The sequence below is a fragment of the Melittangium boletus DSM 14713 genome (assembly GCF_002305855.1).
Classification (GTDB): Bacteria; Myxococcota; Myxococcia; order Myxococcales; family Myxococcaceae; genus Cystobacter; species Cystobacter boletus.
The window spans coordinates 1,343,032-1,369,001 of the sequence record NZ_CP022163.1; the positions used below are offsets into that span (position 1 = coordinate 1,343,032).

At 67.4% G+C, this 25,970-nt stretch carries 23 protein-coding genes and 3 pseudogenes; 11 read left to right on the plus strand and 15 right to left on the minus strand.

Annotated elements, in window-relative coordinates; translation table 11 throughout:
• Window positions 1–191: 191 nt before the first annotated feature.
• A complete protein-coding gene (locus MEBOL_RS05585; protein WP_170115454.1) occupies window positions 192–3,134 on the plus strand; it encodes a Kelch repeat-containing protein in 2,943 nt (980 codons plus the stop codon).
• 185 nt (window positions 3,135–3,319) lie between these two features.
• Here MEBOL_RS05585 and MEBOL_RS43565 read toward each other — a convergent pair whose 3' ends face one another.
• Both MEBOL_RS43565 and MEBOL_RS05595 read right to left on the minus strand, forming a co-directional pair.
• Window positions 3,320–3,451, minus strand: a complete 132-nt coding sequence (locus tag MEBOL_RS43565; protein WP_281256643.1) for a hypothetical protein — start codon at window positions 3,449–3,451, stop codon at window positions 3,320–3,322.
• Window positions 3,452–3,455: 4 nt separating this feature from the next.
• Window positions 3,456–3,776 carry a hypothetical protein gene (locus MEBOL_RS05595; RefSeq protein ID WP_170115455.1) on the minus strand — a complete coding sequence of 107 codons (321 nt, stop codon included), beginning with the start codon at window positions 3,774–3,776 and terminating at the stop codon, window positions 3,456–3,458.
• Window positions 3,777–4,116: 340 nt separating this feature from the next.
• Here MEBOL_RS05595 and MEBOL_RS05600 point away from each other — a divergent pair, with 340 nt between their 5' ends.
• Window positions 4,117–5,793, plus strand: a complete 1,677-nt coding sequence (locus MEBOL_RS05600) for a M14 family metallopeptidase (protein WP_095976437.1) — start codon at window positions 4,117–4,119, stop codon at window positions 5,791–5,793.
• Between the two features lie 78 nt (window positions 5,794–5,871).
• Here the strand turns inward: MEBOL_RS05600 and MEBOL_RS05605 are convergent.
• Window positions 5,872–6,507 (minus strand): annotated as a pseudogene (locus tag MEBOL_RS05605) (aldo/keto reductase); the annotation flags it as partial.
• A complete protein-coding gene (locus MEBOL_RS42560) occupies window positions 6,501–6,677 on the minus strand; it encodes a hypothetical protein (RefSeq protein WP_245919485.1) in 177 nt (58 codons plus the stop codon). The gene MEBOL_RS42560 and the pseudogene MEBOL_RS05605, both read right to left, overlap by 7 nt.
• Window positions 6,678–6,751: 74 nt before the next feature.
• Here MEBOL_RS42560 and MEBOL_RS05610 point away from each other — a divergent pair, with 74 nt between their 5' ends.
• Window positions 6,752–7,327 carry a TetR/AcrR family transcriptional regulator gene (locus tag MEBOL_RS05610; protein WP_095976438.1) on the plus strand — a complete coding sequence of 192 codons (576 nt, stop codon included), beginning with the start codon at window positions 6,752–6,754 and terminating at the stop codon, window positions 7,325–7,327.
• Window positions 7,328–7,799: 472 nt separating this feature from the next.
• On the opposite strand, the gene ltrA is transcribed toward MEBOL_RS05610, so the two are convergent.
• Together ltrA and MEBOL_RS05625 are read right to left on the minus strand one after the other, a co-directional pair.
• The gene (gene ltrA, locus MEBOL_RS05620) at window positions 7,800–9,095 is read right to left on the minus strand and encodes a group II intron reverse transcriptase/maturase (RefSeq protein ID WP_218920882.1); all 1,296 of its coding nucleotides are present in this window, start codon (window positions 9,093–9,095) and stop codon (window positions 7,800–7,802) included.
• Between the two features lie 298 nt (window positions 9,096–9,393).
• Window positions 9,394–10,707 (minus strand): IS4 family transposase, encoded by a 1,314-nt coding sequence (locus tag MEBOL_RS05625; protein WP_095982608.1) that lies wholly within the window; start codon window positions 10,705–10,707, stop codon window positions 9,394–9,396.
• Between the two features lie 678 nt (window positions 10,708–11,385).
• Between MEBOL_RS05625 and MEBOL_RS05630 the strand changes: the two genes are divergently transcribed.
• From MEBOL_RS05630 to MEBOL_RS05645, 4 genes and pseudogenes are all read left to right on the plus strand, one after another.
• Window positions 11,386–11,670, plus strand: a complete 285-nt coding sequence (locus tag MEBOL_RS05630) for a hypothetical protein (protein WP_245919487.1) — start codon at window positions 11,386–11,388, stop codon at window positions 11,668–11,670.
• Between the two features lie 194 nt (window positions 11,671–11,864).
• The gene (locus MEBOL_RS05635) at window positions 11,865–12,269 is read left to right on the plus strand and encodes a GRAS family protein (protein ID WP_245919489.1); all 405 of its coding nucleotides are present in this window, start codon (window positions 11,865–11,867) and stop codon (window positions 12,267–12,269) included.
• A pseudogene (locus MEBOL_RS05640) lies at window positions 12,214–12,689 on the plus strand (CinA family protein). Before MEBOL_RS05635 ends, MEBOL_RS05640 begins: the two are co-directional and overlap by 56 nt.
• Before the next feature lie 112 nt (window positions 12,690–12,801).
• Window positions 12,802–13,200: a hypothetical protein gene (locus MEBOL_RS05645; RefSeq protein WP_095976440.1), complete on the plus strand. Its 399-nt coding sequence runs from the start codon at window positions 12,802–12,804 to the stop codon at window positions 13,198–13,200.
• 16 nt (window positions 13,201–13,216) lie between these two features.
• On the opposite strand, the gene MEBOL_RS05650 is transcribed toward MEBOL_RS05645, so the two are convergent.
• From MEBOL_RS05650 to MEBOL_RS05685, 8 genes are all read right to left on the minus strand, one after another.
• Window positions 13,217–14,299 carry a hypothetical protein gene (locus MEBOL_RS05650; protein WP_095976441.1) on the minus strand — a complete coding sequence of 361 codons (1,083 nt, stop codon included), beginning with the start codon at window positions 14,297–14,299 and terminating at the stop codon, window positions 13,217–13,219.
• A 42-nt stretch (window positions 14,300–14,341) separates the two neighbouring features.
• Window positions 14,342–15,127 carry an immunity 49 family protein gene (locus tag MEBOL_RS05655; RefSeq protein WP_095976442.1) on the minus strand — a complete coding sequence of 262 codons (786 nt, stop codon included), beginning with the start codon at window positions 15,125–15,127 and terminating at the stop codon, window positions 14,342–14,344.
• A gap of 9 nt (window positions 15,128–15,136) precedes the next feature.
• The gene (locus tag MEBOL_RS05660; protein ID WP_095976443.1) at window positions 15,137–15,733 is read right to left on the minus strand and encodes an imm11 family protein; all 597 of its coding nucleotides are present in this window, start codon (window positions 15,731–15,733) and stop codon (window positions 15,137–15,139) included.
• 33 nt (window positions 15,734–15,766) lie between these two features.
• The gene (locus tag MEBOL_RS05665) at window positions 15,767–16,792 is read right to left on the minus strand and encodes an AHH domain-containing protein (RefSeq protein WP_095976444.1); all 1,026 of its coding nucleotides are present in this window, start codon (window positions 16,790–16,792) and stop codon (window positions 15,767–15,769) included.
• 33 nt (window positions 16,793–16,825) lie between these two features.
• Window positions 16,826–18,121: a TIGR02270 family protein gene (locus tag MEBOL_RS05670; RefSeq protein WP_245919491.1), complete on the minus strand. Its 1,296-nt coding sequence runs from the start codon at window positions 18,119–18,121 to the stop codon at window positions 16,826–16,828.
• Between the two features lie 16 nt (window positions 18,122–18,137).
• A complete protein-coding gene (locus tag MEBOL_RS05675; protein ID WP_095976446.1) occupies window positions 18,138–18,659 on the minus strand; it encodes a DUF6484 domain-containing protein in 522 nt (173 codons plus the stop codon).
• A 29-nt stretch (window positions 18,660–18,688) separates the two neighbouring features.
• Window positions 18,689–19,153, minus strand: a complete 465-nt coding sequence (locus MEBOL_RS05680) for a DUF4150 domain-containing protein (RefSeq protein WP_095976447.1) — start codon at window positions 19,151–19,153, stop codon at window positions 18,689–18,691.
• A 168-nt stretch (window positions 19,154–19,321) separates the two neighbouring features.
• Window positions 19,322–20,353, minus strand: a complete 1,032-nt coding sequence (locus tag MEBOL_RS05685) for a DUF2169 family type VI secretion system accessory protein (RefSeq protein ID WP_095976448.1) — start codon at window positions 20,351–20,353, stop codon at window positions 19,322–19,324.
• 323 nt (window positions 20,354–20,676) lie between these two features.
• Here MEBOL_RS05685 and MEBOL_RS05695 point away from each other — a divergent pair.
• The 4 genes and pseudogenes from MEBOL_RS05695 to tnpC all read left to right on the plus strand — a co-directional run.
• Window positions 20,677–21,279, plus strand: a pseudogene (locus tag MEBOL_RS05695) (tyrosine-type recombinase/integrase); the annotation flags it as partial.
• Window positions 21,280–21,620: 341 nt separating this feature from the next.
• The gene (locus tag MEBOL_RS05700) at window positions 21,621–22,019 is read left to right on the plus strand and encodes a transposase (protein ID WP_095976449.1); all 399 of its coding nucleotides are present in this window, start codon (window positions 21,621–21,623) and stop codon (window positions 22,017–22,019) included.
• Window positions 22,013–22,393, plus strand: a complete 381-nt coding sequence (gene tnpB, locus MEBOL_RS05705) for an IS66 family insertion sequence element accessory protein TnpB (RefSeq protein ID WP_095976450.1) — start codon at window positions 22,013–22,015, stop codon at window positions 22,391–22,393. The genes MEBOL_RS05700 and tnpB overlap by 7 nt, the downstream gene beginning before the upstream one ends.
• A 15-nt stretch (window positions 22,394–22,408) precedes the next feature.
• The gene (gene tnpC, locus MEBOL_RS05710; protein ID WP_095976451.1) at window positions 22,409–23,926 is read left to right on the plus strand and encodes an IS66 family transposase; all 1,518 of its coding nucleotides are present in this window, start codon (window positions 22,409–22,411) and stop codon (window positions 23,924–23,926) included.
• A 444-nt stretch (window positions 23,927–24,370) separates the two neighbouring features.
• Here the strand turns inward: tnpC and MEBOL_RS05715 are convergent.
• Window positions 24,371–25,968 (minus strand): transposase gene (locus tag MEBOL_RS05715; protein WP_245919492.1). Its coding sequence is split into 2 segments (ribosomal slippage): window positions 24,371–24,999 and window positions 24,999–25,968, totalling 1,599 coding nucleotides; the frame shifts between segments, so codons are not numbered across the junction.
• Window positions 25,969–25,970: the final 2 nt, after the last annotated feature.

The following is a 25,970-nucleotide window of genomic DNA, read 5'->3' on the forward strand; positions in this document are numbered from 1 at the left end:
TCGCGTGGGACCGTGTTCGGGGCCCCCTCGGTGTGAAATTACGACGCGAGCACATCGCGCGAGAACTCGCGCGCACGGCGCATAGCGCGGCTTGCGCTCAACTCTTGAAAGTGGAACCTCGCCATGGGCCGGGCACGGGTCGCGCGCGAGGTACCAGTCCGTCCCCCTGGAATCCTTCATCAGGAGCCCCCATGCGTCATCTTGCATTGCTCGCGGTCTTCATGACCGCATGTGGAAACGAGCCTGTCGCCAGCCCCCAGGTGGTCGAAGCCGATCCACGCTTCCTCGACCAGTTGTTGTCGGACCCGCCCGAGTATGTGTCGCTCGTGGCGCCCGCCGCTTCGGCGTGCGGAAAGTCCGACACGCGCATCAACATGGCCGGATGGACGCCTCAGAGCTATGCCGCCATCGATGGCTTCGGGGAGGGAAAATGGACGCTCCACAGCGGTGGCTATGGCGTGAAGCAGACCGTCAACGGTCAGCCGACGATGTTCGTGAGTGATTTCACGACCGGTGGTCTGACCATCATCGGTCGCATGAAGCAGTCGGTGGACACGGATGATGACTTCTTCGGGTTCATGATTGGGTACAAGCGAGGCGACCATCGAAACAAGAGCGCCGACTATCTGCTCGTGGATTGGAAGCAGGAGGATCAATATTTCGGCGCCCCCTCCAACATGCCGGAAAGCCACGCCTCCAAGGGGATCGCGCTCTCCCGGGTCAGGGGTGTCCCCACGGCGGAGGAGTTCTGGGGGCACGTGGATTTCGATCACCCCTCCTCGCCCAAGGGGCAAGGCGTGGTCGAACTGGCGCGGGGCCGCACCCGGGGAAGCAAGGGATGGAAGCGCGATGTCGACTACACCTTCCGGTTCGATATCGACAGGGCGGGCGTGCGCGTCTTCGTGACCGAGCCGGGCGGCAAGGAGACCCTGGAGCTGGCCCACAAGGGGGACTACTCGGACCTGCTCACCGGCAACTTCACCTTCTACAACTTCTCCCAGGCCAACGTGGACTACACCTCGTTCATCCGCCGCCCGGTCTGCATCCCCTCGGTGGAGAGCATCCACGAGTCCACGCGCAAGAACCTCGCGAAGTCCATCCTGCTCAAGGGCCATGACCCGGAGGGAGAGCCCCTCACCTACACCATCATCCGCAATCCCTCCCATGGGACGTTGACTGTCTATGGGAGCACCGTGGTCTACCAGCCCCGCACCCATTTCGCCGGACGGGACTCCTTCGATTACATCGCCACGAACGCGACGTCCCACAGCGCTCCGGCCACCGTCACCATCGATGTCCTCAACACGCCTCCCGTGGCCTACGGACAATCGGTCTCGACGCGCAAGAACCAGCCCCGGATCATCACCCTGTCGGGCTCGGATGCGGACGGTGAACCGATCGCCTTTCAGATCGTCCGCAATCCCTCGCACGGTACGCTCGCGCAGAGCGGCGCCTCGGTGACCTACACGCCCGCTCCGGGCTTCGCGGGAATGGATTCCTTCGCATTCTGGAGTGTGGACTCCACGACCCATGGCGAAGCCGCGACGGTCAACATCGAGGTCATCAACATTCCTCCCGTGGCCTACGACCAATCGGTCGAGGTGCGCAAGAACAAGCCCAAGCGGATCACCCTGGTGGCGACGGACGCGGATGGCGAGGCGCTGCGCTATGAAATCGTCTCGCCGCCTGCGCATGGCGCGTTGACCCAGACGGGCGCCGAGGTCGTCTACACCCCCACGCGGGGCTTCGCGGGGAAGGACGCCTTCACGTTCCGGGCGGTGGACTCCACCACCCACGGCAATACGGCGACGGTCCGCCTCGAGGTCATCAACACCGTTCCCGTCGCGCGGGATCAGGCCGTCGTGATGGTGAAGAAGACCACGCAGGATTTCCGCCTGCTCGCCGAGGACGAGGATGGAGATCCACTCACCTATACGCTCGTCACGAATCCTACTCAGGGCACGTTCGTATTGGCGGGCAATACGCTCACCTACACGCCGGTGACGGCGCCCTCGCCCACCTATGATGCATTCACCTTCAAGGTGAGCGATGGCATGGCCGACAGCAACACGGCGAAGGTGTCCATCCAGATCGCCCATGAGGCGGCCTGCCTCGTCGCACCCGGTTATTGGGGGCCCACCGGCTCGCTGAGAGGGCCGCGCATCGAACATCGCGCCGCGCCGCTCCCTGGAGGAAAGGTGCTCGTGTCCGGAGATTTCAACTGGACCACGGAGGTGTATGACCCCCGCTCGGGTCGCTGGTCCCTGGGCTTGGATGCACTGGCCAGCCATCGCTACCACACCGCTACGACGCTCTCGGACGGCACGTTGCTCGTGGCGGGCGGTGAGGGAAGCGAGGCCGGAAACTTCACGGAGCTCTACGACCCCGCCCTGGAGTTGTGGCTGCCGGCCGATCCCATGCGCGTGGCCCGGGAGTATCACACGGCCACGCTTCTCCAGGACGGCCGCGTGCTCGTCACCGGAGGGCGGGACACGGTGTCTGGCGTTCTCTGGAAGTCGGCGGAGCTGTATGACCCGAGCACGCAACGGTGGCTGCCGGCTGCTTCCATGGGCACGGCGCGCCAGTACCACACGGCCACGCTCCTGCTGGATGGCCGGGTACTGGTCACAGGCGGTGAGACCGGCCCGGGGACGCGGACGGCGCTCGCGGAGATCTATGATCCCTCCACGGACGCCTGGACGGAGGCGAGCGCGATGATAGTGGCCCGGGGCTACCACACCGCCACCTCGCTGAAGGATGGGCGGGTGCTCATCACGGGCGGTGGCGACCGCCACGACAACAGCGATACCGCTGAGTTGTTCGATCCCGCGACGGGCACATGGACGGCCACGGGACGCATGCTCAAGGCGCGCCGCTACCACAGCGCCATCCCGTTCCCCGACGGCAAGGTGTTCGTCGTGGGCGGTTACAGCGATGGGGATGGCATCCTGTACCTCGCGGAGCTGTTCGACCCCGGGACCCGGACGTGGTCGCCCGCGGGTTGCACGAGTGTGAGCCGCTGGGGTGCCACGACCTCGTGGCTGACAGGCCCTGACCGCGTGCTCGTGACGGCGGGGGTCAGTACCGATGGGTTCCAGTCCACAGCGGATCTCTACTACCTGGCCAAACCCTAGAGGTCCGTTGGCGCTCGGTGACCCCGGTGGCGGTGCTCCTCGCCGCCGGGGCTGGCCGATCACCTGGAGCGCGTCATCCGCGGCAAGCGCGAGGCGGTGAAGCCGGTCATCATCGCGCCCCTACCTCGTGGGGGCTTACGCCTTCGCCGCCCTCTACGCCTACGGTGTCCTCGACGGCCTCGTCCTCACCCCACGAGCCCCTTGAGTCCTCCTGGATAGGAGACCCGGTTCGCGGACAGGCCGACGAGGGTGGGCGTCTCCAACGTCCCACCGCTGTTGAGAGCGGGCGTGTACCCTGGCGCACAGCTCGGCGGCATCTGTCTACTCGCCCACGCTGGTGGGCGCGCGCTTCTTCTCGACGATGGGCACGTAGCAGCGTCCTTCGTGCTCGTAGAAGTCCTCGCACGGCGCGATGCGCTCAAGCCGCTCCCAGCACGCGTCGTTGAGCAGGACCTGGGGCAGGGTGCACGGCGGCGCCCGCTGGCCCTTCATCCGCTTGCTGGGCATCTTCTTCGCCACCACCCCGGCGTCGCCCTGGCCGGTGAGGATCCACTCCGGCACCTCCGTGTCCTCCACCTTCATCTTCGCGCGCGGTGCCGGGCCCTCGCTGAGCGTGAGCACGCCCCAGAGGGCAATGCCCACGGCAACCGCCCCCACGGCGCGTGGGGCCCACGTGCGAGGCAGGTGCCACGCCGCGCGCACCACGTGACCTCGAGTGGGTGCAACTCGTGGCACGACACTGAAGACTCGAGCCCACTCCCGCCTTTTCTTTAAGGTCATGTTGGCGAGGTGACTTAGCGCGTCGTGCGCGCCGACGTCTACGGTCCACATCCGCGGACACCGGCATTCAACAGGAGGGAGATGGGCCTCCGTGCGTCTGGCCTGTACTCATGCCCTCAAGACCGAGGCCTCCAATATCCTGGATAATCTGTATTCCTGGATTTAATGTGCGTTTCCTCTCTGGTCCCGAGGAGAAGCGCCCATGCCGTTGTCCACCGCAGTTCTCGCCGCCACAGCCCTTGCCCTCTCGCCGCCCGCCGCGCGCGCGGAGGCGCCGTCCCTCCGCGAGCCTCGTCCAGGGGCGGAGAGCCCTTCGCTTCCGGCCGTCATCCTCGCGCGGGTGTCGTTCCAGTCCCAGGAGGAGCTTGATCAGCTCGCGCAGCGGTTGGACCTCACCGCGGCGGTGGATCGCACGAAGCGCACGGTGGAGGCCGTGCTCTCGCCCGAGCAGTACCTGGCGCTGGTGAAGGAGGGCCGGAGCGTGGAGCTGCTGGAGGAGCCCACCCGCGTCCTGAACGCGCCGCGCCAGCGCCTGGCCGCGCAGGCCACCGGCATCCCCGGGTACGCGTGCTACCGCACCGTGGACGAGACGTATTCGGCCATGGCGCGGCTAACCTCCTCCTACCCGAACCTCGCCTCGTGGAATGACATTGGCGACACCTGGGACAAGGTGACGGCGGGGGGCAAGCCCGGGGATGACATGCGGGTGCTGGTGCTCACCAACAAGTCGCGGCCGGGCCCCAAGCCGCGCTTCTTCCTCATGGGCGGCATCCACGCGCGTGAGTACACGACGGTGGAGCTGGCGGCCCGCTTCGCCGAGCAGCTCGCGACGAAGTACGGCACGGATCCCGAGGCCACCTGGTTGCTGGACTACAACGAGCTGCACCTGGTGGTGCAATCCAACCCCGACGGTCGGCGCATCGCCGAGACGGGTCAGGTCAAGCGCAAGAACAACGACACCCACGAGGGCGTTTGCACCACCACGACCTCGGGGATCGATCTCAACCGCAACAGCAGCTTTGACTGGGGACAAGGCGGCTCGAGCACCAGTGCCTGCAATGACACGTACCGGGGGCGCTCGGCGGCCTCCGAGCCGGAGACCCAGGCCCTGGAGAACTACCTGCTCTCCATCTTCCCGGACCAGCGCGGACCCGCCTCGACGGATCCGGCGCCCGCGGATGCCTCGGGCCTGTTGCTGAGCCTGCACAGCTACGGGGGTTACGTGCTCTATCCGTGGTCGACGACCACGACGCCCCCGCCCAACGCCACACAGCTGCGCACGCTGGGCCGCAAGTTCAATTACTTCAATGGGTATCAGGCGTGCCAGGTGGCCTCATGCCTGTACGCGGCCTCGGGCTCCACGGATGCGTTCGCCTACGGACGGCTGGGCGTGGCGGCATTCACCTTCGAGATGGGGAGCGCCTTCTTCGAGAGCTGCTCCACGTTCGAGAACACCCTCATGCCCAAGAACATGCCGGCCCTCTGGTACGCCTTCAAGGCGGCGCGGCGGCCGTACCAGAACCCCGCGGGCCCCGATGCCTTGAACCTCGCGCTGTCCGCGGGCACCGTGACGAAGGGCACTCCGGTGACGCTCACCGCCCAGGCCAATGACACCCGCTATGGCACCAATGGGGGCACGGAAGCCTCCCAGGCGATCGCGGGCGCGCGCTACTCCATCGACGCGCCTTCCTGGGTGTCCGGCACGCCCACCTACGCCATGAGCGCGGTGGATGGCGGCTTCAACAGCACCGCCGAGGCAGTCCAGGCCACGGTCTTCACCTCCGGACTGACGGCGGGCCGGCACACGCTCTTCGTGGAGGCGCAGGACGCCAGCGGTAACTGGGGCGTACCCACGGCCCTCTTCCTGACCGTGCAGTAGGCCTGGGTCCGGAACACGGCTCAACTGGAGGCGCAGGGCCGCGAGCGTGCTCTCGAGCTGCTCCAGGGTCCGCGCGCCGACCACCGGCACCAGGTCCGTCCGTTTCGCCAACGCCCAGGCAATGGCCAGCTGCGACGGGGTGACCTGTTTCTCCGCGGAGATGGCGGCCAGCGCGTCGACCAGCTTCATGTTCTGCTCGAAGTTGCCCGGGTGGAACCACGGCAGATGCGACCGGTGTCCCCCCTTCTCCGCCGGCTTCGCATTGCCGCTGAACAGGCCGTGCGCGAGCACCCCGTAGGCCGTCACGCCGATGCCGAACTCGCTCAACACCGGGAACACGTTCTGCTCGGGCTTGCGCGTGAACAGGGAGTATTCGATCTGCAAGTCACTGATCGCATGCACCGCGTGGGCACGGCGGATGGTCTCCGGCCCCATCTCGGAGAGACCGATGTGCCGCACATACCCGGCCTTCACCAGGTCCGCGATCGCCCCGATCGTGTCTTCGATCGGTACCGTCGGGTCGAGGCGCGCGGGCCGATAGACGTCGATGTGGTCCACGCCGAGCCGCTTGAGCGAATACGAGATGAAGTTCTTCACCGACGCGGGCCGGCCATCGAGGCCCACGAACATGCCGTCGGGTGAACGGAGCCCGCCGAACTTCACCGACAACTTCACCTTGTCGCGCCGGCCCTCGAGCGCCTTGCCGATCAGCATCTCGTCCCCCCGGCGCCGTAGAAATCAGCGGTGTCGATGAGATCCACCCCGCGACCAATGGCTTCGTGGATGAGCCGCAGCCCATCACCGTGGGCCAGCGCCTCCGAGCCGAGCGCGCTGGGGAAAACCGAGGGGCCGTTGCGGCCGAGCGTCCTGGATTGGATCGTCATCAGTGCCTCCACTAGTTACTTTTTACAAAATAGGTAAGTTGTAACAAATCACCCGTCAAGGGAATCATCGCGCCATGCCCCGCACCGGACTCTCCGCCGCTGAAATCAGGACCAAGGCCATCGACGTCGCGCTCGAACACATCCGCGCACACGGATTCGAGAAGGTTCGGCTCACCGACGTGGCCCGGGAGCTCGGCATCAGCCACGTCGCGCTCTACGCGCACTTCGCGAACAAGGAAGCGCTGCTCGACGCGGTGCTCGAACGGTGGCTCGAGGAGACAAGCGCCTCCCTCGAGAAGGTCTGCGCGTCGGATCGCAAACCGGAGCAGAAGCTCGAGCAGTGGTTCGTGAACCAGTACGCGATGAAACGCGATCGTGCGCTCCATGATCGCTCCACCTATTCGGCGTTCGAGACGGCCACCGCGGCGAAGAAGCCGTTCGTGAAGGCCTATCTCGCGCGGCGGAGCGCACAGCTCGTCGGTCTGCTCGACGAAGCCGGCTTCGATTCACCGCAACGCCACGCCGAGGTGCTGCTCGACGGCATGGCCGGCTTCTTTCATCCCCGCTTGATCCTCGAGAGCGCCGAGCAGAATCGCGAGCCGGAGCTCAAGCGGGTCCTGCGGACGCTCCTGCGCGGGCTCGAACGCTGATACATCGAGAGGCCATCGCCGCCCTCCTCGTGGAACACCGACGACGGCAGCTCATCCGGCGGCCCCTGGCGACCTTGGCCGAAAACGAAAGCCCCGCGATGTCCTAGGAGGACATCCGAGGCCTTGCTGCATCCCTAGCTGTGGAGGCGGCGGGAATCGAACCCGCAGGCAAGGTGATAGGAAACCCCAGGCAGGACGCGCTGTTACCCGCTATCGCCTTGATTCTCCTCGGGTTCGTCATCCCGCCCCGTCCCACGCCGTTCTCTCGTGTTCCGCCTCCAACCACGCTGGAGGGGTAGAGTCGACGGGAGGCGCGGTGCTGCTCGGGCTCGTCGGCGCCTGCTGCGAAGGTCCGCTCTCGCTCACCTTCTCGCCGAGTCTCACCCACGGTCCGTTTCCTCCACGCCGCTCATCGAACCGGACGTGCGGATTTCCCGCATCCGGCTCTCGGACAGGTTTCACGCGACGCTTCTCAGCGCAGGAGCGCACGTACCTCCAGCACTCCGAGGCTCCGGTGCACCTCGTTGTACTTGAAGCGAGACGTTGCTCGCGCCACCTTGTGCTTCCTGCTTAGGAAGTTCCTCACCCGTTCGGTCACGTGCCAGTCCAGCACGTTGAACGCGTGCATCGGCGAGTCGTAGGCGAAGTACGTCGCCCACCCTCGCAGGAACCGGTTGAGCTCGCCCGCTATCTCCTCCCAGCGCTCCGTCCTGCCGCGCCGAAGGATTCGGCTCACTTCACCTCGGGCATGCTCCATCGCCTTCTTCGACGGTCGGGCTCCCAGGTACTTCTGGCCGGTCTTCTTGTAGACCAGTGGCCCCAGTTCGTACCCGAGAAAGCGGAAATGCTCCTTCCGCGCATCGCGAATGCTCGTCTTCGTCTCGTTGAGCGTCAGCTTCATCCCCTTGAGCCATCGCTTCACCTGCGCCAACACCTCCGCGGCACCCCGACGGGCTACCACCACGAAGTCATCGGCGTAGTTGACAAGCACCGCTCCGCTCCTCTTCATCAGCTCGCTCTTGGCGAACACCCTCAGCAACCGGTTGATGTAGATGTTCGCCAGCAGCGGTGAGATGACACCTCCCTGCGGCGTTCCCTGCTTTGAGCGCTTGCCTCCGCTGTACTTCGGGCGTCCTTGCTCGTCCCTCTCTTCCACAGGCACCTTCAGCCACATCTTCACCAGATGCAGCACCGCCTTGTCCGCGATTCTCCTCGCGACGCTCTTCATCAGCTCCGCATGGGGAATCGTGTCGAAGTACTTCGAGAGATCCGCATCCACCACTTGGGTCCGCCCTCGCTTCAGCTCCTGATGGACCTCTTTGACCGCCTGCACTCCGCTGCGTCCGGGTCGATACCCGTATGCAGCCTCGCTCAAGTCGGCCTCGAATATGGGCTCCAGGATGAGTTTCGCCGCCGTCTGGACCACTCTATCCTTGAGCGTGGGAATACCCAGTGGCCGCTCGCCTCCTCCTGGCTTGGGTATCAGCACCCTGCGCACGGGCTGGGGCCGATACGTCTTCCCTTGCAGCTCGCGCTGCAACTCCTCGAGCCAGCGTTCCTCGCCGTACGCCTCGAGCTCCTCGAAGGTCTGTCCGTCCACTCCTGCGGCGCCCTTCTTCTGCTTCGACTGCCTGAGCGCCTCCGTCAGGACGTCCCACCGATGAAGCTTGTCGTACAGCGCGTAGAACCGGAACGTCGGCTCCGCCTTGGCCTTCGCGTACAGCTTCGCTCGGAGCTCTTCGAGCTTTGTAGGGGTTGTCAGGCTCACGCCAATCTCCCGCTGCGTCTGCTCCTTACGAAGCACCCTGAACCAGGGCCCCTTCCCTCCACGGTCGTTACCCGCTTCATCGGTAGTATGGGCCCCTCCGACTCCTGGCCTTCGCCACGCCCTTACGGCCACCCCTTTCAAGGTCGAATAGTGGCTCGCCACCTTTATGGTTTAGACAGGGCGGATGAGGGCGCATCAGTGAAGCTGGGCAGACCATCAGACATAGCCATGCCATGAAGCGCCCGGCGCTGCGGTGCTACTGGTCTCTTGCCTGCCTTGGTTGGCCTCCGTCTGCTGTTCAGGAGATTTTCTCGCCCTTGAGCACACGTGCTGTTGCCACATGCTTGCGCGCCACCTCTCCCGGTACATAGCCTTTCTTCACCTTCTTCTTGGCGGCGCGGGGATGTTTGCGCAATGTGGAAGGCTTCACCTTCTTCGCTAGCTCCAGCAGGAGCTCACTCAACTGCTCCGCGCTCCGTACTTCCTGTCCGCTCCAGTCCTCCGGCTCCACCACCATCATCATTCCTCCGTAAGCGAACTTCACTTCGGCGGCAATGTAAAAGGTGGACACCTGCATATTGGCAGCCTCCAGGTCATGGCTGGCTTCCACCGCGGTTTTCACCACCGACAACACATTGTAGGCCAGTACCGCCACCCCAAAGGCCAGCAGCGCCGCTCGTGGTCTCCCCAAACTCCGCACCTCGCTCTCGAGCACGGCCTCCAACTCTCCAAACATCCCTTCAATCGTCCAGCGCTTCCTGTACAGCTGCGCTACCTCCACGGCGCTCAGTTTCTCCTCGGGCACGTTCGTGAGCAGCCGAATGGCTGTTTCCCCGTCTTCTGTTGGCTCCTCCAACTCCACTTCAATCCGTCTCAACTCCAACGGCTCTTCCCCCTCCACTCGCACTGCCTGCTCGTACACACGTCCCGTTGGCCCTCGGCCTACTTCCCTCCGCTCCCCCAGCGCAGTCGGATTGGGCGACACGCCGTGCTCTCGAATGATGAAGGCCGCTCTCTTTTCATGCACCGCGCGCAGAATCCGGCTCGTGGAGAAGTTCCTGTCCGCCAGCCACAATTCTCCCTCCCGCACTCGCTCCAACACCGGCCCCATCAACGCCCGCTCTTGTGCATGCGCGTCTTCAGCCGGCAGCACATCCACCACCAGGCTCAACTCCGGCGCATACACCACCAACGACTGTCCGGGCAGCGCAGCTCCTCGGAATTCTCTCAACGGTTTGAGCCGCTTCTCACTGGCGGGGAGGTGATTGCCATCCAAGACTCGCACCTGGTAACCCGCCGCCCACGGCCCCTGCTTCTTCATGGGCCGCACCACGGGCAACAACCTCTCCGCGCTCCCTTGCACCAGGGCTCGCACCACCTGGGGCTCGGTGTGATTGACTTTGTCGTAGAGCGCCGCCAGCGAGACGGTCAAGTCCGGGTCGGACTGCGCCGCGGCGTGCAGCGACGGTCGCAGTCCCAGCGCCACCACTCCCATCAAATCCACTACCGAGGAGAAGAGCAACTCGCGCGTGTACTGCTGCTCTCGGTTCGCTTCGAATACCTCATCAATCCATTGCGAACTCAGGGCATGCTCAAGCGTGCGGCGCACCATCACCGTGACGGGACTGCGCTGCGTGAAACGCTCCATGATTGCCTTCAAGGCCACGTTTGTTCCTCCGCGATGGGGCGCGAGGAATTTGCCTCGACCGTCCGGCTCCCCGGACCCACTTCCGCCCAGGTGGGCTTTCACCCTCCCACCTGACCGCTAGGGTAGCACCCTCCACATGACCTTGAAAGTGGTGGCCCTTACGGCGTGTTCGGGTCGCTACCCCCCTCGGACCAGGTCTCCCGTGTTGCGCACTTCACCGTGTGCTCACATGCCGCGCCCCACTACCCCGGTGGTCCACCCGGCGATGTTGCTGTCGACCTTCTCGCCGGGCGCCTGGCCTTCCCTGTATGTGCGTCAGGTCGGCTCCCACGATTGCCCTTTCGGGGCCTGCTCGGGCTTCACTCACGTTGCGGCCTGCAAGCTCGCTCGACCTCCTTTCGAGGCCTTCTGTCTCTGGGCTTCGAGTCTGTCAGTCGCCCGACGTCCCCGCCAGATAGCTACCGAGGGGGTCGACTTCCTCCTCGGGCGGGACTTCCACCCGCTGGTCAAGTGCACCTTCACGGCGCACGCACACTGGGGGCACATGCGGCCCCACAGGGTCAACCCGCTCACGGACGCGAGCGGCCCGAGTTCCCCAGTCTCGCAGGGCTCATGAGAAGCCCGTGGGAGGCTGACGGTAGCGTGTGCCCTGGCGAGGTGGAGCTGGAGGGGCAGGTGGAGGAGCGGGGGTGGGCGTACCGGCGGAGGCAGCCGGAGGGGACGGTGCTGTACGAGGCGGTGGGGGACAACCTCGCCACGCTGCTGGCGGACGTGTTCGCCTGCGTGAGGTGTGGAGGCAGGCTCAAGGGTCTTGGCGTACGTGAAGGGGCCCCCGGGGGGCGGGCGATTCTGGAGCACCGGGGCTTGCCCACGGCCTGTGCGAGGTTGGCCCCGGCACGAGGGCCACCCCAGGCCGCGGGGTGCTGAGGCTCAAGACAGCCAACAGGCCCAGGCCCCTGCCACGCACCTGATGGGAGCGCGGCCTGGGCAGGCGTGTGCCCCAAGGGGGCTCAAGCGACCTGTCCACCGGCCGGGAGCATCGCTCGGGCGGCCCCGTCAGCGGCCCTCCTCAGCCCCTCTGTACCCTCCCTCCCCCTCAACAGGGCCTCTATCCCGCCTATATGTCCCGGGAGGACCGCGCGGCGATAAAGCGGTTCTTCGGCCGGGAGGTGGACGACATCGTGGGCACCGTGGACGAGTCGGCGCGCTGCGAGCGCCACGAGACGGCGCTGTCCTGGCAGGAGCGCCTGCGCCGCGCGGGCTTCGTGCCGCTGGAGGCCCTGGAGCGAGCGAGGCCCCAGGCGGTCCACCCCGCGGTGTCGCTGCGGCGCGAGCGCGGCTGCGTGGGCATCACCTACCGGGAGGGAAACACTGGTGGCGGTGCTGGGCGCCCGGCCGGCGGAGACGGATGGATGAAGCACGAGCCGCCAGGACCTGGACGCGGTATGGCCTGGCCGGGAAGGAACGTTCATGACAAGCGAGGCAACGGACATGCTGGCGGCCGAGGTGCTGCGGCGCTGCCGTGAGACCGGCGTGCGGCTGGCTCTGGTGGAGGCGTGCACGGGCGGGCTCGTCTGCGCGCGGCTGACGGAGGTGCCGGGCGCGTCCGCGGTGGTGGAGCGCAGCTTCATTCCCTACTCCAACGAGTCCAAGGTGGAGCAGCTCGGCGTGCCGCTGGAGCTGCTCGTGACACACGGCTCGGTGAGCGCGGAGGCGCTGGCCCGCGCCGCGCTGGAGCGCTCACGCGCGGACTGGGCGATGGCGGAGACGGGCATCGCCGGCCCGGGAGGCGGCACGCCACAAAAGCCGGTGGGGCTGGCCTTCCTCGCGGTGCTGCGCCGGGGCGGACGCGCCACGTCTTCACCGGAGACCGGAGCGCCGTGCGCCGCGCAATCACAGACCGCGCGCTCGCGCTGCTGCTGGAACGTCTGGGAACCGAATCATGAACTGAACGCTCTCACTGCCCTCCCGGACGCCTATCGGTGCGTGGTGCGCTTCTCTACTCTCGCAACCATGTCAGAGCGGCTCAACCCGTAACTCCTTTCACGAAAGAGCCCGGTGTTCCAGATAGAGGTCGACGGCCAGCATGCCATCGTGGACTTCATCCTCGACGGCTACATCCGCGTGGAGGAGATGCAGCGCTTCGTGGCGGAGCTGAGGGGGGCCACGGACTCCCTGATGGGCCGGGACATCAAAATCAAGGCGGACGTGCGCACCTTCCGGCCCGCGTCGCCGGAGGCTGCGGACATGATTCGCCGCGTGCAGGAGTACGGGCTGCGCTCGGGCGTGGTGCGGGTGGCGGAGCTGGTGGAGAGCCAGGTAGTGGCGCTGCAACTCAACCACATCGCGCGGGAGAGCCACGCGGACCGGATTCTGCGGCGCTTCTGGCAGGAGTCCTCCGCGCGTCAGTGGCTCATCCACGGCGACGAGGACATGGGCTTTCACCCGGGGATGTGAGGCCGGGCCCGACGCGTCATTCCGCATTCCCCTTCGCCCGGGTGATGAGGGCCGACGCCACCTCGCCCGTGTCCGAGCTGGACCAGACGAGGATGTCGTCCCCTTGCGCATAGCCCCGGACCAGTGAGCGCACGGCGGCGGCGATGGAGATGGCTCCGCTCGCCGCTCCGGTGTCCCCCAGCGACACCGCGGGAGTGTGGATGCTCGTGGGAAGCTCATGGGCCTCGGACAGGCGAACCAGCGCGGTCCCCCATTCGTAGGCCCGTGCGTCCTCGCCATTCAGGTCGGCGTAGACCTCGGCGACGCGCCGCCGGTCCTTCAGCGTCCGGGCCACCACCGTGGCCAGCCCCACGCCGGAGCCTCGCTGCTGGCGAGCGCGGCTCCGCTCCTCCTGGCCAGGCTGGACGCCGTCGATGAACGCCTCCACCCGTGCCTGGCGACGGCGGGCCGTGGGTTTATGCTCCACGAGCACCGCCGCGCTCGCCTGTCCTGGCATCAGCCCCACCACGTGTTCCGCGACCTTGAGCCGGCCGTGGTCGGCGAGCCAGGCCAGCTCGTCCTCGCCCACGAGGCTGTCCACGCCGACGATGAGGGCTCGCGAGCCGCGCCCCGCCTCGATTTGCTCGCCCGCGGCGTGGATGGCCGTGAGGACCGAGGCGTGTCCCAGCATGAGCAGGCGTGTCCGCGCCGGAGCAATGGGCAGCCCGACCTCGTCCAGGATGGAGGGAATGAGGTGCTCGGAGAAGAGCTCCTCGATGACGGAGCCCAGCTCGTTGTTCCGAGGGGGAGAGATGCAGACGTAGAGCGAGGTGGCGCCCCAGAAGGCGGAGTCGCCGGGGGTCAGGCCGGCGTACCGCACCAGGTCCTGGATCGCCTGTGACGTCAGTCGCGTATAGAGGCCGACTCCCTCGTATCCATCCGCGATGCCCTTCAGCGGATGTCCCGTCACGACCGCCGAGCCCGACTCCTCGTCGGGAGAGAACACCTCGAAGCGAAGGGGGGCTGGACGCGAGAGCCCGGCGCGAAGGGCCGCGCACGCCGTGACGACGTCTTCCCCGAGGGTACTGAGCATTCCCAGACCGGTGATGGCGAGTCTCACGTGGCGTGTCCGTGGAGGAAACGAGGAGAAGAGGGGGGCCGGTTATCGGCTCCCCTTGCGCGAGGAAGCTCTCTTGGAAGGCCGGAGGAGCGCGGCGGGGATGAAGGGGTACTGCTCCGCGGTCTTGATTCCCCGGAGGCGGGCCACCCGCACGAGCGCGGTTCCCTCGAGGAACACATTCGCTTCCGTCCGGTCATGGTAGAGGTCCACCGGGCCAGAGTCGCGCGCGCGCTCGATGCCTTCCCGCCACTCGGCGGTAACTCCCGCCAGCGCATCCTCGAAGTCGCGCTCGTGGTTGCGCAGCAGTGCGTCCAGGGCCTTCAGGCGGGGCGTGTCGAGCTCCGCCAGCAGCCGGGCCAGCCGCTGGGTGTCTTCCGCCGGTGGCGACTCCGGGCCCGCGCCCGGGGTGAGCGCGGGCAGGAGCTTGAGGTACAGGAAGTCCTCCTCGTTCTCCACGTCTGGCATCCAGGCCGCGGGCAGGGCCTCGTCGAGCTCCCGGGTGAGCTTCACGTCACCGGCGCAGAGCGCATCCAGCAGGAACGCTCCCCGGCCGCGGGCCAGGTAGTACCGGGTCTTGTCGTCCGCCTCGGAGTGGGGCTCGTGCGCCCGCAGGAACATCAGGAACAGCTCCGCGCTGTCGGAGAACTGCTCCCGACACTCCGCCGCATCGTGGCTTGCCAGCAGGACACCGCAGCCGAGGTAGCGGTGGAGGCGGCAGGTCTCGAGCGTGAGGTCGGGCACGGGCCCCTCCTCGGACAGACGCCCCAGGTTGTCCACCAGCCGGGACTGCATGCTCTGCAGCAGGAACTCGAGCTTCTTCAGACCCATGGGGCTGTCCTACTCCAGCAACTCACCGAGCGCGATGCCGCGCAGCCCTTCCATGCCCGCCGCCTGGAGCTTCTCCAGCAGGTCGGTACGCATGAGCATGGTGCTGGTGTTCTCCGCGAGGCGGAACAGCTTCACGTCCTCGGGGACCTTTTCCGGGTGGATGTGAAGTCGCAGGATTCCAGCCAGGCGTCCGGGGATGTTCCTGGCGGATGGGGTGTACTCGGACTTCTCGGAGTCGAAGCAGGGCACCTTCACCAGCGGATTGACGAAGCCGTACTTCTCGGGTCGGACGCGCCCCTTCCGGTCCTTGAGGATGAAGGGCAGGTACTCGGCGTGCTCCTCCTTCACCCCCTCCGCTCGCATGAGGTCCCAGGCCCGCTGGGACGGCAGGATGAGTCGGGCGGTCGTGTAGATGAAGTCCGTGAAGCGGCTGCCGGACTTGGTCGACAGGGTGATTTCCGTCGTCGGAGGGAATTGGGAGGCCAGTGGCACGCCCCGCATGGACAGGGCCGGAAGGGTCAGCACGTCGTTGACAGGCTCGGTCGCGGCGATCTCCGGCCCCGGAAAGAAGGGGACCACGACGTAGGAGAAGCGTGTCTGGGTCATGAAGTGTTCGTCCGTGAGGGGATGAGGCGTGGCTCAGGAGAGGAGGACTTTGTTCGTTATGATCTGGTTGTACAGTTTTAGCGACAGGGCGTTCAAGCCCTTGCGAAGTTCATCACCCGCTATCTTTTCTACCTCGTGAGGCTCTCCCGCCTCGCTCAAGTCCGCTTCCACCTGGTTGGCCAACTGACGGAGGTGGGCCTCAACCATGTCGGAATAGAGCGCGTGCCCCGTGGCGCCCCACGGACAGTGAGCGGGCAGGTTGATGATCTTCGCGATGACGGGGTTCTCGGCCAGCAGGACGATGTTCCCCCCGTTGTGCATGTTCCACTTCGACTCCCAGACGACGGAGACCCGGCGCTCGATGGGTGTATTCTGCGGCCGATCCAGGAGCTCGTACTTGAGCGCTCCCTTCGGGATGATGTGGTGGTACTCGTGTTCATACGGGTACCACGAGCCCAGTCGCTGCTCATGCCACTCCGGGGCGAAGTTCACGGGCTGCTTGACGCCATTTTTCCTGGCCTGCACGTAGCCCTGGCCGCCGAGGTACTCCTTCGTGACGAGCGACTCATCGAGGACGTGCGCCACGTGCCAGGCTTCCTTGTTGAGGGAGAGCCGGTGCAGGGGCTGGCCATAGCCCAGGATGTGCTTCTGGAGGAACTCACGGGCCTTGGTTGTGAGCTGCATCAACCGGCCATTGGCGACGAAGGACCTGAAATTGTCACGCTTCGCGAGCTTCTCTCCGCTGGCGCGGAGCTCCTGATACCGGGACACCTCCTCACGGGCCTTGTTGACCTCCTGCCGGTACTCAGCCGCCGCGCTCTCGCGAAGCTCCTTCCTGCTGGCATTGACCTCGTCGACCCTGGCCTGGGACGGGACGTACTTCCCGGAGCGGCCGCCCTTCGACTCCTCGAAGCCGTTGTTCTGGTAGTGGCAGGGGTGCGTCGACCAGCCCTTCTTCCCCCCATAGTCTTTATGGCTCCAGATGCAGCTGGTCGTCTTGGGGTCCTTCTTGTGCTCCTCCCCTCGCGCCTTCAGTGACTTGTAGTGCTTCTTGGCCATGGAGCGCTCCTGCGGATGACCTGAAAGTGTACGTCAGCCGCGAAGCCCCTCGGCGAAGGGGCGGCTGAACGAAGTGGCGGGTGCGGCGCGGGCGGCCTTCCACCCGGCGACCTGATGTTGCACGAACGCGCGGGTCGGAACCTGGAGCGCGCCCCGGCTGCGCAGCGCCAGCTCCAGGGCCAGCGCATGGCGGCGCCTCATGGGCGCGCTGACGAGCGCCTCCAGCAGCACCTGCGGCGTGAAGGGCTGACCGGCGAGGTAGCGCTGCTTCGGGTCCAGCCGGGCTCGGGCTTCCTTCCACCACGCCGCGACATGCTCCGCGTGAGGCAGAGGCAGGGCGTCCTCGGGCCGGAGCGTGAGGTCCGCGTCGAGGTCGTCCTCCTCCCGCTCCTCCTTCTCGGTGGCATGAACCCCTTCGATGCGCAGCCCGGTGATGGCGCTGAAGGCCTCGCCGGCGAGCGCGGCGATGGGCTCTTTCCGCATCAGCGCCACGCAGGCGTCGGCGGCGGCCACGCGCCCGGAGAAGCCGAGCGCCCACAGCGCGTCCGCGCGGAACTCCTCGTCGTCGAGCCGCGCCAGCAGCCGCTTCACGTCCTGCTCGTCGCCTCCCAGTCCCAGCAGCAGCAGCGGAAGCCGGGCCTCGGACGCGCGTGAGTCGACGAGGGCCCTGCAGGCCGCCCAGGCGCCGGCGTGGCCGCCCATCAAGCCCGCCAGGAGGGCGGCATCGCGCAGGACGGGAGCCCGCGAGTCCAGGGCCCGCTGGACCCTGGCGGGCTCCAACGGCAGCCGGGCCCGGCTGGCGGCGCGCAGCGCGGCGGCGGCCACCTCCGGCTCGGGGTGCGACAGCAACGGCGTGCACAGCGCGGGCGTGGCCAGCCCGTGCGTCCCCAGCGTGTCGAGCACGAGCACCCACAGCGCGGGGAGCGCGTCCTCCTTCTCGAGGAGCGAGGGGAGCGCCGTGGGAATGGCGGCGGAGGGCGCCAGCTCGAGCGCGCGCCGGAGACCGGCCAGCGCGGAGGGCTCGGCCGCGGGCAGCGCGGCGAGGACCGCGGCGGGCCCGGGGGCATCCTCGCCGCGCAGCAGCGCCAGCGCGGCGGTGACGATGCGCTCCAGTTCCTCCGAGGCCAGCGCGGGCTCCAGGAGCCGCCGGGCCACGGGCGTTCCGCCCAGGATGAGGCCGTCCAGGTGCGCGGCGAACCGCTCCTCCAGCTCCGCGACCTCCCCCAGGATGAAGTCGGGCGCGTCGAGCGCCGCCTCCCATTGGCTCCAGCGAAAGGCCGCCTCGTCGAGGTGCGTCTCGTAGATGTCCCAGCGCAAGGGGTGCCCCATGTGCCCGCTCATCGTGTCAGTTGATTTCCACCAAGCCACCCTTGATGCGGTGGGTGCCGGTGGCCTTCGACTCGAGGTACGTGCCCTTCACGAGGACCTTGCCATTGCGGCGCAGGGTGATGCTGGCCTCGCCGCACTTGAGGACGATTTCGTCCTGGCCCTCGATGACCACGCGCTTCCCATCCACGCGGGCTTCCATGGACGGCCGGGGCTGGGCGGGAGGGCTCTCCAGCAGCGCGTCCAGGAGGGGCGTGGTGGTGGGCTCCTGGATGAGCCCCATGATGAAGGGCAGCCGGGGGTCTCCGTTCTCGAAGAGGAGGACCACCTTCTGCCGCTGGGCCACCGCGGACTGGAGCGTCCTGGCGTCCACCGCCACCGCGAGCCGGGCGGGGAGGGGACCGGCGGTGTTGCCCGGGTAGTCCACGAGCAGCGTGTTGGTGGCGTCGAGCCCCACGAGGTGGCCGGCGCGGCTGCCCAGGATGGGCTCCTGCTCCGGTAAGGGGGAGGAAACGAGCTGCCTGTCGGGGGACGATCTCATGGTCGGGGGCTTGGGGGTGACACCACTTGCTAGAAGTGCTCCTTGCAGGTGTGGCAGATGGGCTTCTCGTCACTGCCGCCCGAGGCCATGACGGGGCCCTGCATGACGGGGAAGGGTGGCGTGTTCTTGTCGTTGTGGAGCATCAGGTCGAAGGCGCGCGCCACGTTCTTCCCCTCGAACTTCACGTCGAAGGAGTAGTTGACGAACTCGGCCTTGCCCTTGGTCTTGCTGGAGGCCACGCCGCCGCCCGCGGTGCCCGCCTCGTCGCCGGTGCTCGTCTTGAAGTTGGAGTCCTTCACGCACACCGGGTTGCCGGCCACGGACACCTTCTTGGTGCCTTTGTCCGTGTCCGAGGACTGGGCGATGTTGGGGTACGGAATGGGCACGGGCCCGGCGGGGCTTGGCGTCTTGCACACGTCCGGGAATGCCGTGGTGACACCGCCGCTGTCCTTGGTGACCACGGACATCTTGTTCACACCGGTGTTGACGGGCATGGCGTGCACCTCCAGGAAGGGGACAGTTTACCCCATCGGGGCAACACGACGCGAGCCGGCCCGAGGAGGGCTGCCAGCCCGGGATTCCCTGTTGTTCAGGCCGGGCTTGGCCGGGGGTCCCATCCACTCATCCACCATGCAAGCAGGCCCACGCGTCAGCCCGCCATTCTATGTCTTCCTGGGGGCCACACCTTCCGCGGTGACGCGCAGGCCGCGCACGTCGTGGAGCCCCTCTCCGAGCACCACGTGCCCCCGCCACAGCAGGAGCACCTGCTCCGCGTCCGTGTCGAGGATGACGGTGTCCAGGTGCATGGGCGGCGTCGCATCCTCGCCGGTGGTCAGCTCCACAGTGACAACCGGTGCCGGTTGTCCGGGGAGCGAGAAGGACAGCCGCCCCTTCGGTGAGGCTCCAGCGATGATGACCGGCTCCTCGCCCTTCAGGTAGCCGGGCGCGACGAGCCCCGGCGCCGCGGCATTGAAGAAGCGCCGGTCGAAGTCCTTGGGGAGCAGCGGCTTGCGCGTCTTGTTCCACGCCTCGTCATACGTGCCCGCGTACTTCGCGCGCGGCTGCCAGTGCGGCGAGGTGAAGCCAAAGCCCACGGGCGTCACCTTCTGGCCGAACTCGCGCAGGGGCTCCGCCGGGTCCTCCAGGTTGGGCAGCCTCAGTCCCTCCTCGAAGTGGCGCGGGCTGGAGCGGAAGCCCGTGCCCACGGGGTTGCGAGGCTCGAACGTCGGCTTCGCCGCGTCCGTCCTATCCCACCCGCCGAAGGCGCGCTCCCAGGAGAGGGGCAGCGTGTCGAAGGGCAGCGGCTTCGTCGCGGACACTCGGCCCATGCTGCGGAACCACGTCCGCTCGCCCACCACGCGCACGGCCTTCTTCAGGGGGCCCACCTGGAGGGCCACCAGTCCCTCCGTGGCGCCCTTCTGCGGCGCGTACGCGTGGCCGATGAGCACCACGTCCGTGGCGGGCTTGATGAAGGCGGCCTCCGGCTCGTACTTGTCGCTGGACTCCCCGGGCTTGCCCCAGGGCTCGCCGCCCCACGTCACGGGGACCTGCTCGTTCGCCAGCATCAGCCCGGTGGCGCCGAGCGAATAGGTGGCCTTCACGACGAGCAGCAGCAGCGGCCGCCCCTCCTCGTCGGCGAGGCCCATCATGTCGAAGGCGAAGGGAGTCTCGTTCTCGAGGGTCGGGTGGCCCATTGCGTGGACTTCGAGTGTAGCACCCGGTGAAGGGGCCTAAGAACCGGCGGAGGCCCGCTGGCCGCTCCTCAGTGCCTCGAAGGCCTCCAGGAGCTTGAGGCCCTTGGGCCGGTCCACCATGCAGACATAAGCAATCTTGCCGTAGAGCCAGGCCCCGAAGTCCGGCCGGTTCTCCCGGTTCTGCGCCGCCAGCCCCGTCAGCTTCGCCTAGTGGAGGATGGCGCGCAGCCGGCGGACCTCCTCGCGGGGGACGGAGAGCTTCTCGTTCACCACGATGCCGGTGACGCTCTGCCGCCCGCCCACGCGCTGGACGCGGCCCTTGTGACTTCCTCACCTTCGAGGAGGCCGAGCGGCTTGTCGCCGACGCCGAGCCGGAGTGGCGGCCGGTGCTGCTGGTGGCCCTCAAGACGGGGCTGCGGCAGGGAGAGCTGATCGGGCTCCAGTGGAGCGACGTGGACTTGCAGCGCGGCAAGCTGCACGTACGGCGCACCATCTGGCGCGGGGTGACGGGCTCGCCCAAGGGTGGGCGCGAGCGGACGGTGGACCTACCGGCCTCGGTGGTGGACGCACTCAAGGGACACCGGCATCTGCGCGGCCCCTACGTGTTCTGCCAGCCGGACGGCCAGCCGCTGCCGGATGGCCTGATGAAGCTGCCGCTCCAGCGTGCGCTGCGGGCGGCGGACATCAGCCGCGAGCAGGGGCGCATCGGCTGGCACGACCTGCGGCACACCTACGGCAGCCACCTCGCCATGAGGGGCGTCCCGCTCAAGGTCATCCAGGAGCTGATGGATCTCGCGACCATCGAGATGACCATGCGGTACGCCCACCTCGCGCCGGAGGCCCGGGAAAGCGCGGTGCAGCAGCTCGACCGGCCCGTGCCCCAGCTCCACGCCGCACCGGGCAGAGACGCCGGAGGGGCACACTGAGGACACATGAGGCAACGAAGCCAAAGAAAAAGCCCAGCAACCCGGTGAGATTGCTGGGCTTCTGAATGTGGAGGCGGCGGAAATCGAACCCGTGCCGGGCGATGCGAAACCTCTAGCCGGTTGCGCGCGCCGAGGGCTCAGCATTTCTCGGCCCGGTCCCGGGAGCGCACCAGGGCCTCGCGCACCTGGGTTGGGTGGCGGAACTGAACCCGCGCGAAGGGACGACACAGCAGCCCGACCTCCTCCACTCGGCGGCGTCCGCTCGTAACAGCTCGCCGGAGCCCGTCGTGACGAGAGAGGCGGGAGCGTGAGACGTCCAGGGAAGAAACCTGGAGGTGCACGTGGAGAAGGAGTTGGAGCAGTTCCGGCAAGAGGTGCAGAGACTGAGAGCGGGACGAGCCAAGGGCTCGGGCCCCTTCCCCGAGCCGATGAGAGCGTTCGCGGTGCGCTACCTGGCGCAGGCGTTGGAGAAGGGAGAGACGCTCAAGTCGGTGGTGGAGAGGCTGGGGGTGTCGGAGCCGACGCTGCAGGCGTGGAGGCGGGGGCAGACGCCTGGGAGCAAGGCGAGAGGGAGTGAGCCGAGGCGCGCGGGGCTGGTGCCAGTGGTGGTGCACGAGGCGAAGGTGCCCGCGCGGCCGCGAGAGGGCACGACCTTGGCGGTGGTGTCGCCCCAAGGCTGGAGGGTGGAAGGGCTGGGGGTGGAGGAGGCGGTGGAGGTGCTGCGGAGGGTGGCGTGCTGACACTCACGCGGGCGGTGCGGGTGTACGCCAGTGCGGTGCCGGTGGACATGCGCAAGGGGTTTGATGGATTGAGCGCGCTGGTGGAGCAGCAGCTGGGAGGACAGCTGCTCAAGGGCGACGTCTTCCTCTTCGTGGGGCGGTGTCGCCAGCGGGCCAAGGTGCTCTACTTCGACGGCACGGGGCTGGTGCTGCTCACCAAGCGTCTCTTCAAGGGACGCTTCGCGCGGCCGTGGGCCCAGGCCGGAGCGGTGAGCGTGGAGCTGACGGTGGCCGAGCTGTCCTTGTTTCTGGAGGGGTGCGAGCTGGCGGGCAGGTGGAAGCTGTCGCCGCCAGCCTTCGAGGAGAAAGAACTTGCGGTGGAGGCGGCCGTGTAGCACTACCGCGAAGGTATGGTTCCCCTCGGGCAGGTGAAGGACCTGGAGACGGCGAAGCAGATGGCGGCGCTGCTCGAGGCGGAGAACGCGCGGCTGCACCAGCGGCTGGAGGCGCTGGTGCAAGAGAATGCGCGGCTCAAGGGGGAGGACGCCCAGGCGCGGCTGCAACTGGAGCTCACCCAGCTCCAGGAGCAACTGGCGCGCATGCAGCAGCGCCTCTTCGGAGCCTCCAGCGAGAAGCGCCCGAGCGCGCAGCAGGAGGAGCCCGCCGCGCGCGAGTGCCAGCAGCGGGGACATGGGCCGCGAGCCCAGCCGGAGCTGCCCGTGCAAGAGGTGCTGCTGCCGTTGGACGAGGCGGACAAGGTATGCGGCCTGTGCGGCGGAGCCCTCGCGGAGTGGCGGGGGCAGACGGAGGACAGCGAGGAGGTGAGCGTGGTGGAGCGCCACTTCGTCCTCAAGCGCTACCGCCGACAGAAGTACCGCTGCCCGGAGGGGTGCGCACCCGTCACCGCACCCACCGCGCCGCGCCTCATTCCGGGCGGCCGCTACGCGGTGGATTTCGCCGTGCACGTGGCGCTGCAGAAGTATGCCTTCCACCTGCCGCTGGCGCGCCAGGAGCGCATGTACCGGCGCGAGGGCCTGGTAGTGGATACCCAGACACTCTGGGACCAGTTGTCCGCCCTGGCCCGCCACCTCCAGCCCAGCTACGAGGCACTGCTCGCCGTCGTCTTCGCTTCCCCCCTCATCCACGCGGATGAGACGCACTGGCACCTGCTGGACAAGGGCCCGGGGAAGAAGTGGTACGCATGGACGGTGGCCAGTCCCCGTGCGGTGCACCACCGCATTCTCCCCAGCCGCTCCGGGGCCACGGCCCGGCAGGTGCTGGGCAACTACCAGGGCGTCGCCATGGTGGACGGCTACGCCGCCTACCAGACGGCGACGAAACCGGGGGCCGACGGGCCGGCCTCCTGTAGCCTGGTGTTTTGTTGGGCCCACGTGCGGCGCAAATTCGTGGAGGCCGAGCAGGTGGCCCCCGCGTGCGCCCAGGTGCTGTCTCTCATTGGCCAGTTGTATGCCATTGAGGCCGGCCTGCCTGACCCACATGCGCTGGAGGGAGCACAACAGACCGCGGCGCTCGCGTACCGTCTGCTGGTGCGGCGGGAGCAGTCCGTCCCGCTGGTGGCGGCCATCCGCGAGTGGGCACTGGCTCAGCGCGCGCTGCCAGGCAGCGGCCTGCGCAAGGCCCTCGAGTACATGCTGGCGCTGTGGAGCGGGCTCACCGTCTTCCTCTCCAACCCCTGGGTGCCCTTGGACAACAACCTGGTGGAGCGCCAGCTGCGCGACCTGGTGCTGGGCCGCAAGAATCACTACGGCTCCAAGTCGCTGCGCGGCACCGAGGTGGCGGCCCTCTTCTACTCGCTGATTGAGACGGCCCGCCTGGGCGGTGAGGACCCGGGGCGCTACCTGCTGCGCGCCGCGCTCGCCGCCATCGACAACCCCGGCACCTTCACGCTCCCCTCCAGCCTCGACTGACGCCGCCGCGCTTTGTTTCGTGGCCCGGCTGGCTCTCCTCGCCTCGTCCAGACGGGGCTCGGCGAGCTATTACGTCCGCTCCTCCTTTGGTTCCTCCTTCGCGGCTGTCTCAGGAGGAGGGCTCGCCCCTCGTGGCCGCGGCTTCGCATTGGCTTGAGGACGCGAACTCTGACTCCACGGGAACGTCCTACCGGTCGTCTGGCTGGTCGCCATCACGGAAGGTGTCTGAATTGCCTTTGTTGACTCATCCGCAGCGCGCTTTCCTCATCGAAACCACTACACCCCACGGCGCCCCCACGTGCGCGGGAGACAATTTCATGGGCGACCTTTCTGGCATCGGGCAGCGCACTTCTTTCCTCGTCGTCCCGAAGCCAACCCAGACGCCCACCCCCACGGACACGGCGAGCTTCATCAAGAACCACTCGCTCGCCGCGCATAAAAAAACTACACCGGCAAAACGCTCCTGAGCTCCGCTTCGAGTGCGAGGAGGTAGCCGGCGGGGTCTTTGCGGAAACGCCGGCCCAGGACACGAGGCTGGCGACGCGAGTCCAGAGAGGTGCGCAGCGTGCGCCACGCAGCGGTGTCCTTGGGGGCCAGGTCGCGGCCCTTCACGGGCGAGAGGCGCGTGGCCGCCGCGGCCACTATTCGTACCTGGCCGCGCACCACCAGGCCTTCGCTACCGCGTCGCCGCCCCGAGGCACGACGCTCGTGGTAGCGGGCAGTGCCGAAGAAATGCTCCAGGTCGTTGTTCGTCCGGGGTAGCCCCTCCACGTCGTAGCAGTGGAAGAGCCCGGCCCAGTAGCGGCGTGTCTCCGTGAGGAAGTGCTTGAGAGCGGCACGAAGCGGCGTACGAGTCCGCCGCACGTGCCGCGAGAGCGCGGACACCAGCCCACTCATGCGGGTGCGCACGTGCTCTCCTGAGTCGCCCTCCTCGTTTTGGAGTAACTCGGCCGTCCGCTCCACCCAGTCATAAGCGTGCTCCAGGGAAGGCCACATGAGGGCCGTCTCCGTCAGCCCTCGCCGCAGCAGGTGCCCTAAGCGCATCAGTTCCTTGGAGCGAGCCCCCCTTTTTGTGCTCGTTCCAGGCTCTGCTCAATGCTCTCGAGCCGTTGGTGCAATTGCAGGCCGGAGGGCCGCAAGGGCGGCCGGCGGTCATCGGTGAGAGCACTGCGGACAGCGGCGCAGTAGCCACGCACCACCCGGGCCTCGGTATCGTCGCGCTGCTCCACGGCCCGCTCCACGGGGCGTACGCCTCGCACCCGCTTCTTCAGCTCCTTCTTCGCATGCCGGTCCGCCTCATACAGCGGGCGGGCCGCCTCCCTCAGGTAGTGGAAGTGGCACAACTGGTGCAGCACTCCGGGCAGAGCCGTGGAGACGGCGTTACGGATGGAGCGCTGGCCGTCGGAGACGACGCCCGCCACCGGGACGTCGAGCGCCGCCAGCACCTCGTTGAAGAGCGAGGCGAGCTCCTCCTCGCCCGAGGACAACAGACTTCTGGCCGCCAGCACCTCGCCCGACAAGCAGTCGCGCACCACCCACAGCACCTCGTGCCCTACGTCCGGTTGCAGCCCGTCAATGGCCAGCACCACCCGGCCCTGCTTGCCCGTCACCTCGCGCAGCCGCTGACTGTCGGCCAGGCGCAGGGCCAGCAACTCGTCATAGCGGTCCAGCAGGTTGGTGACGCTCCTCTCTGAAATGGGCACGCCTCGCTCTCGCAAGGCGGCGTGGATTTCCGGCACGCTGCGGTGCTCCTGGTAGCGCAGCGCGCCAATGAGCGCGATGACGTCCAGTCCGAACTCGTGCTCGGGCAGCACCCACCGCCCTTCCTCCTCCGCACGCACCGCCTTGCGGTACAGCGCACAACCCTCCCGGTGACACACCCGTACCTGCACCTTGAGGGCTACCACGGCCTCCAGCGTCACCACGTTGCGGCGCGCCCGGTAGTCCGCTCGGGCTGGGCCCGCGCATGCCGCGCACTTCCTCCTCCGGTTCTCCAATCCCACCTGCTTGCTTGCCGCTGGGTGGCTCGTGGTGCGGGCCATGG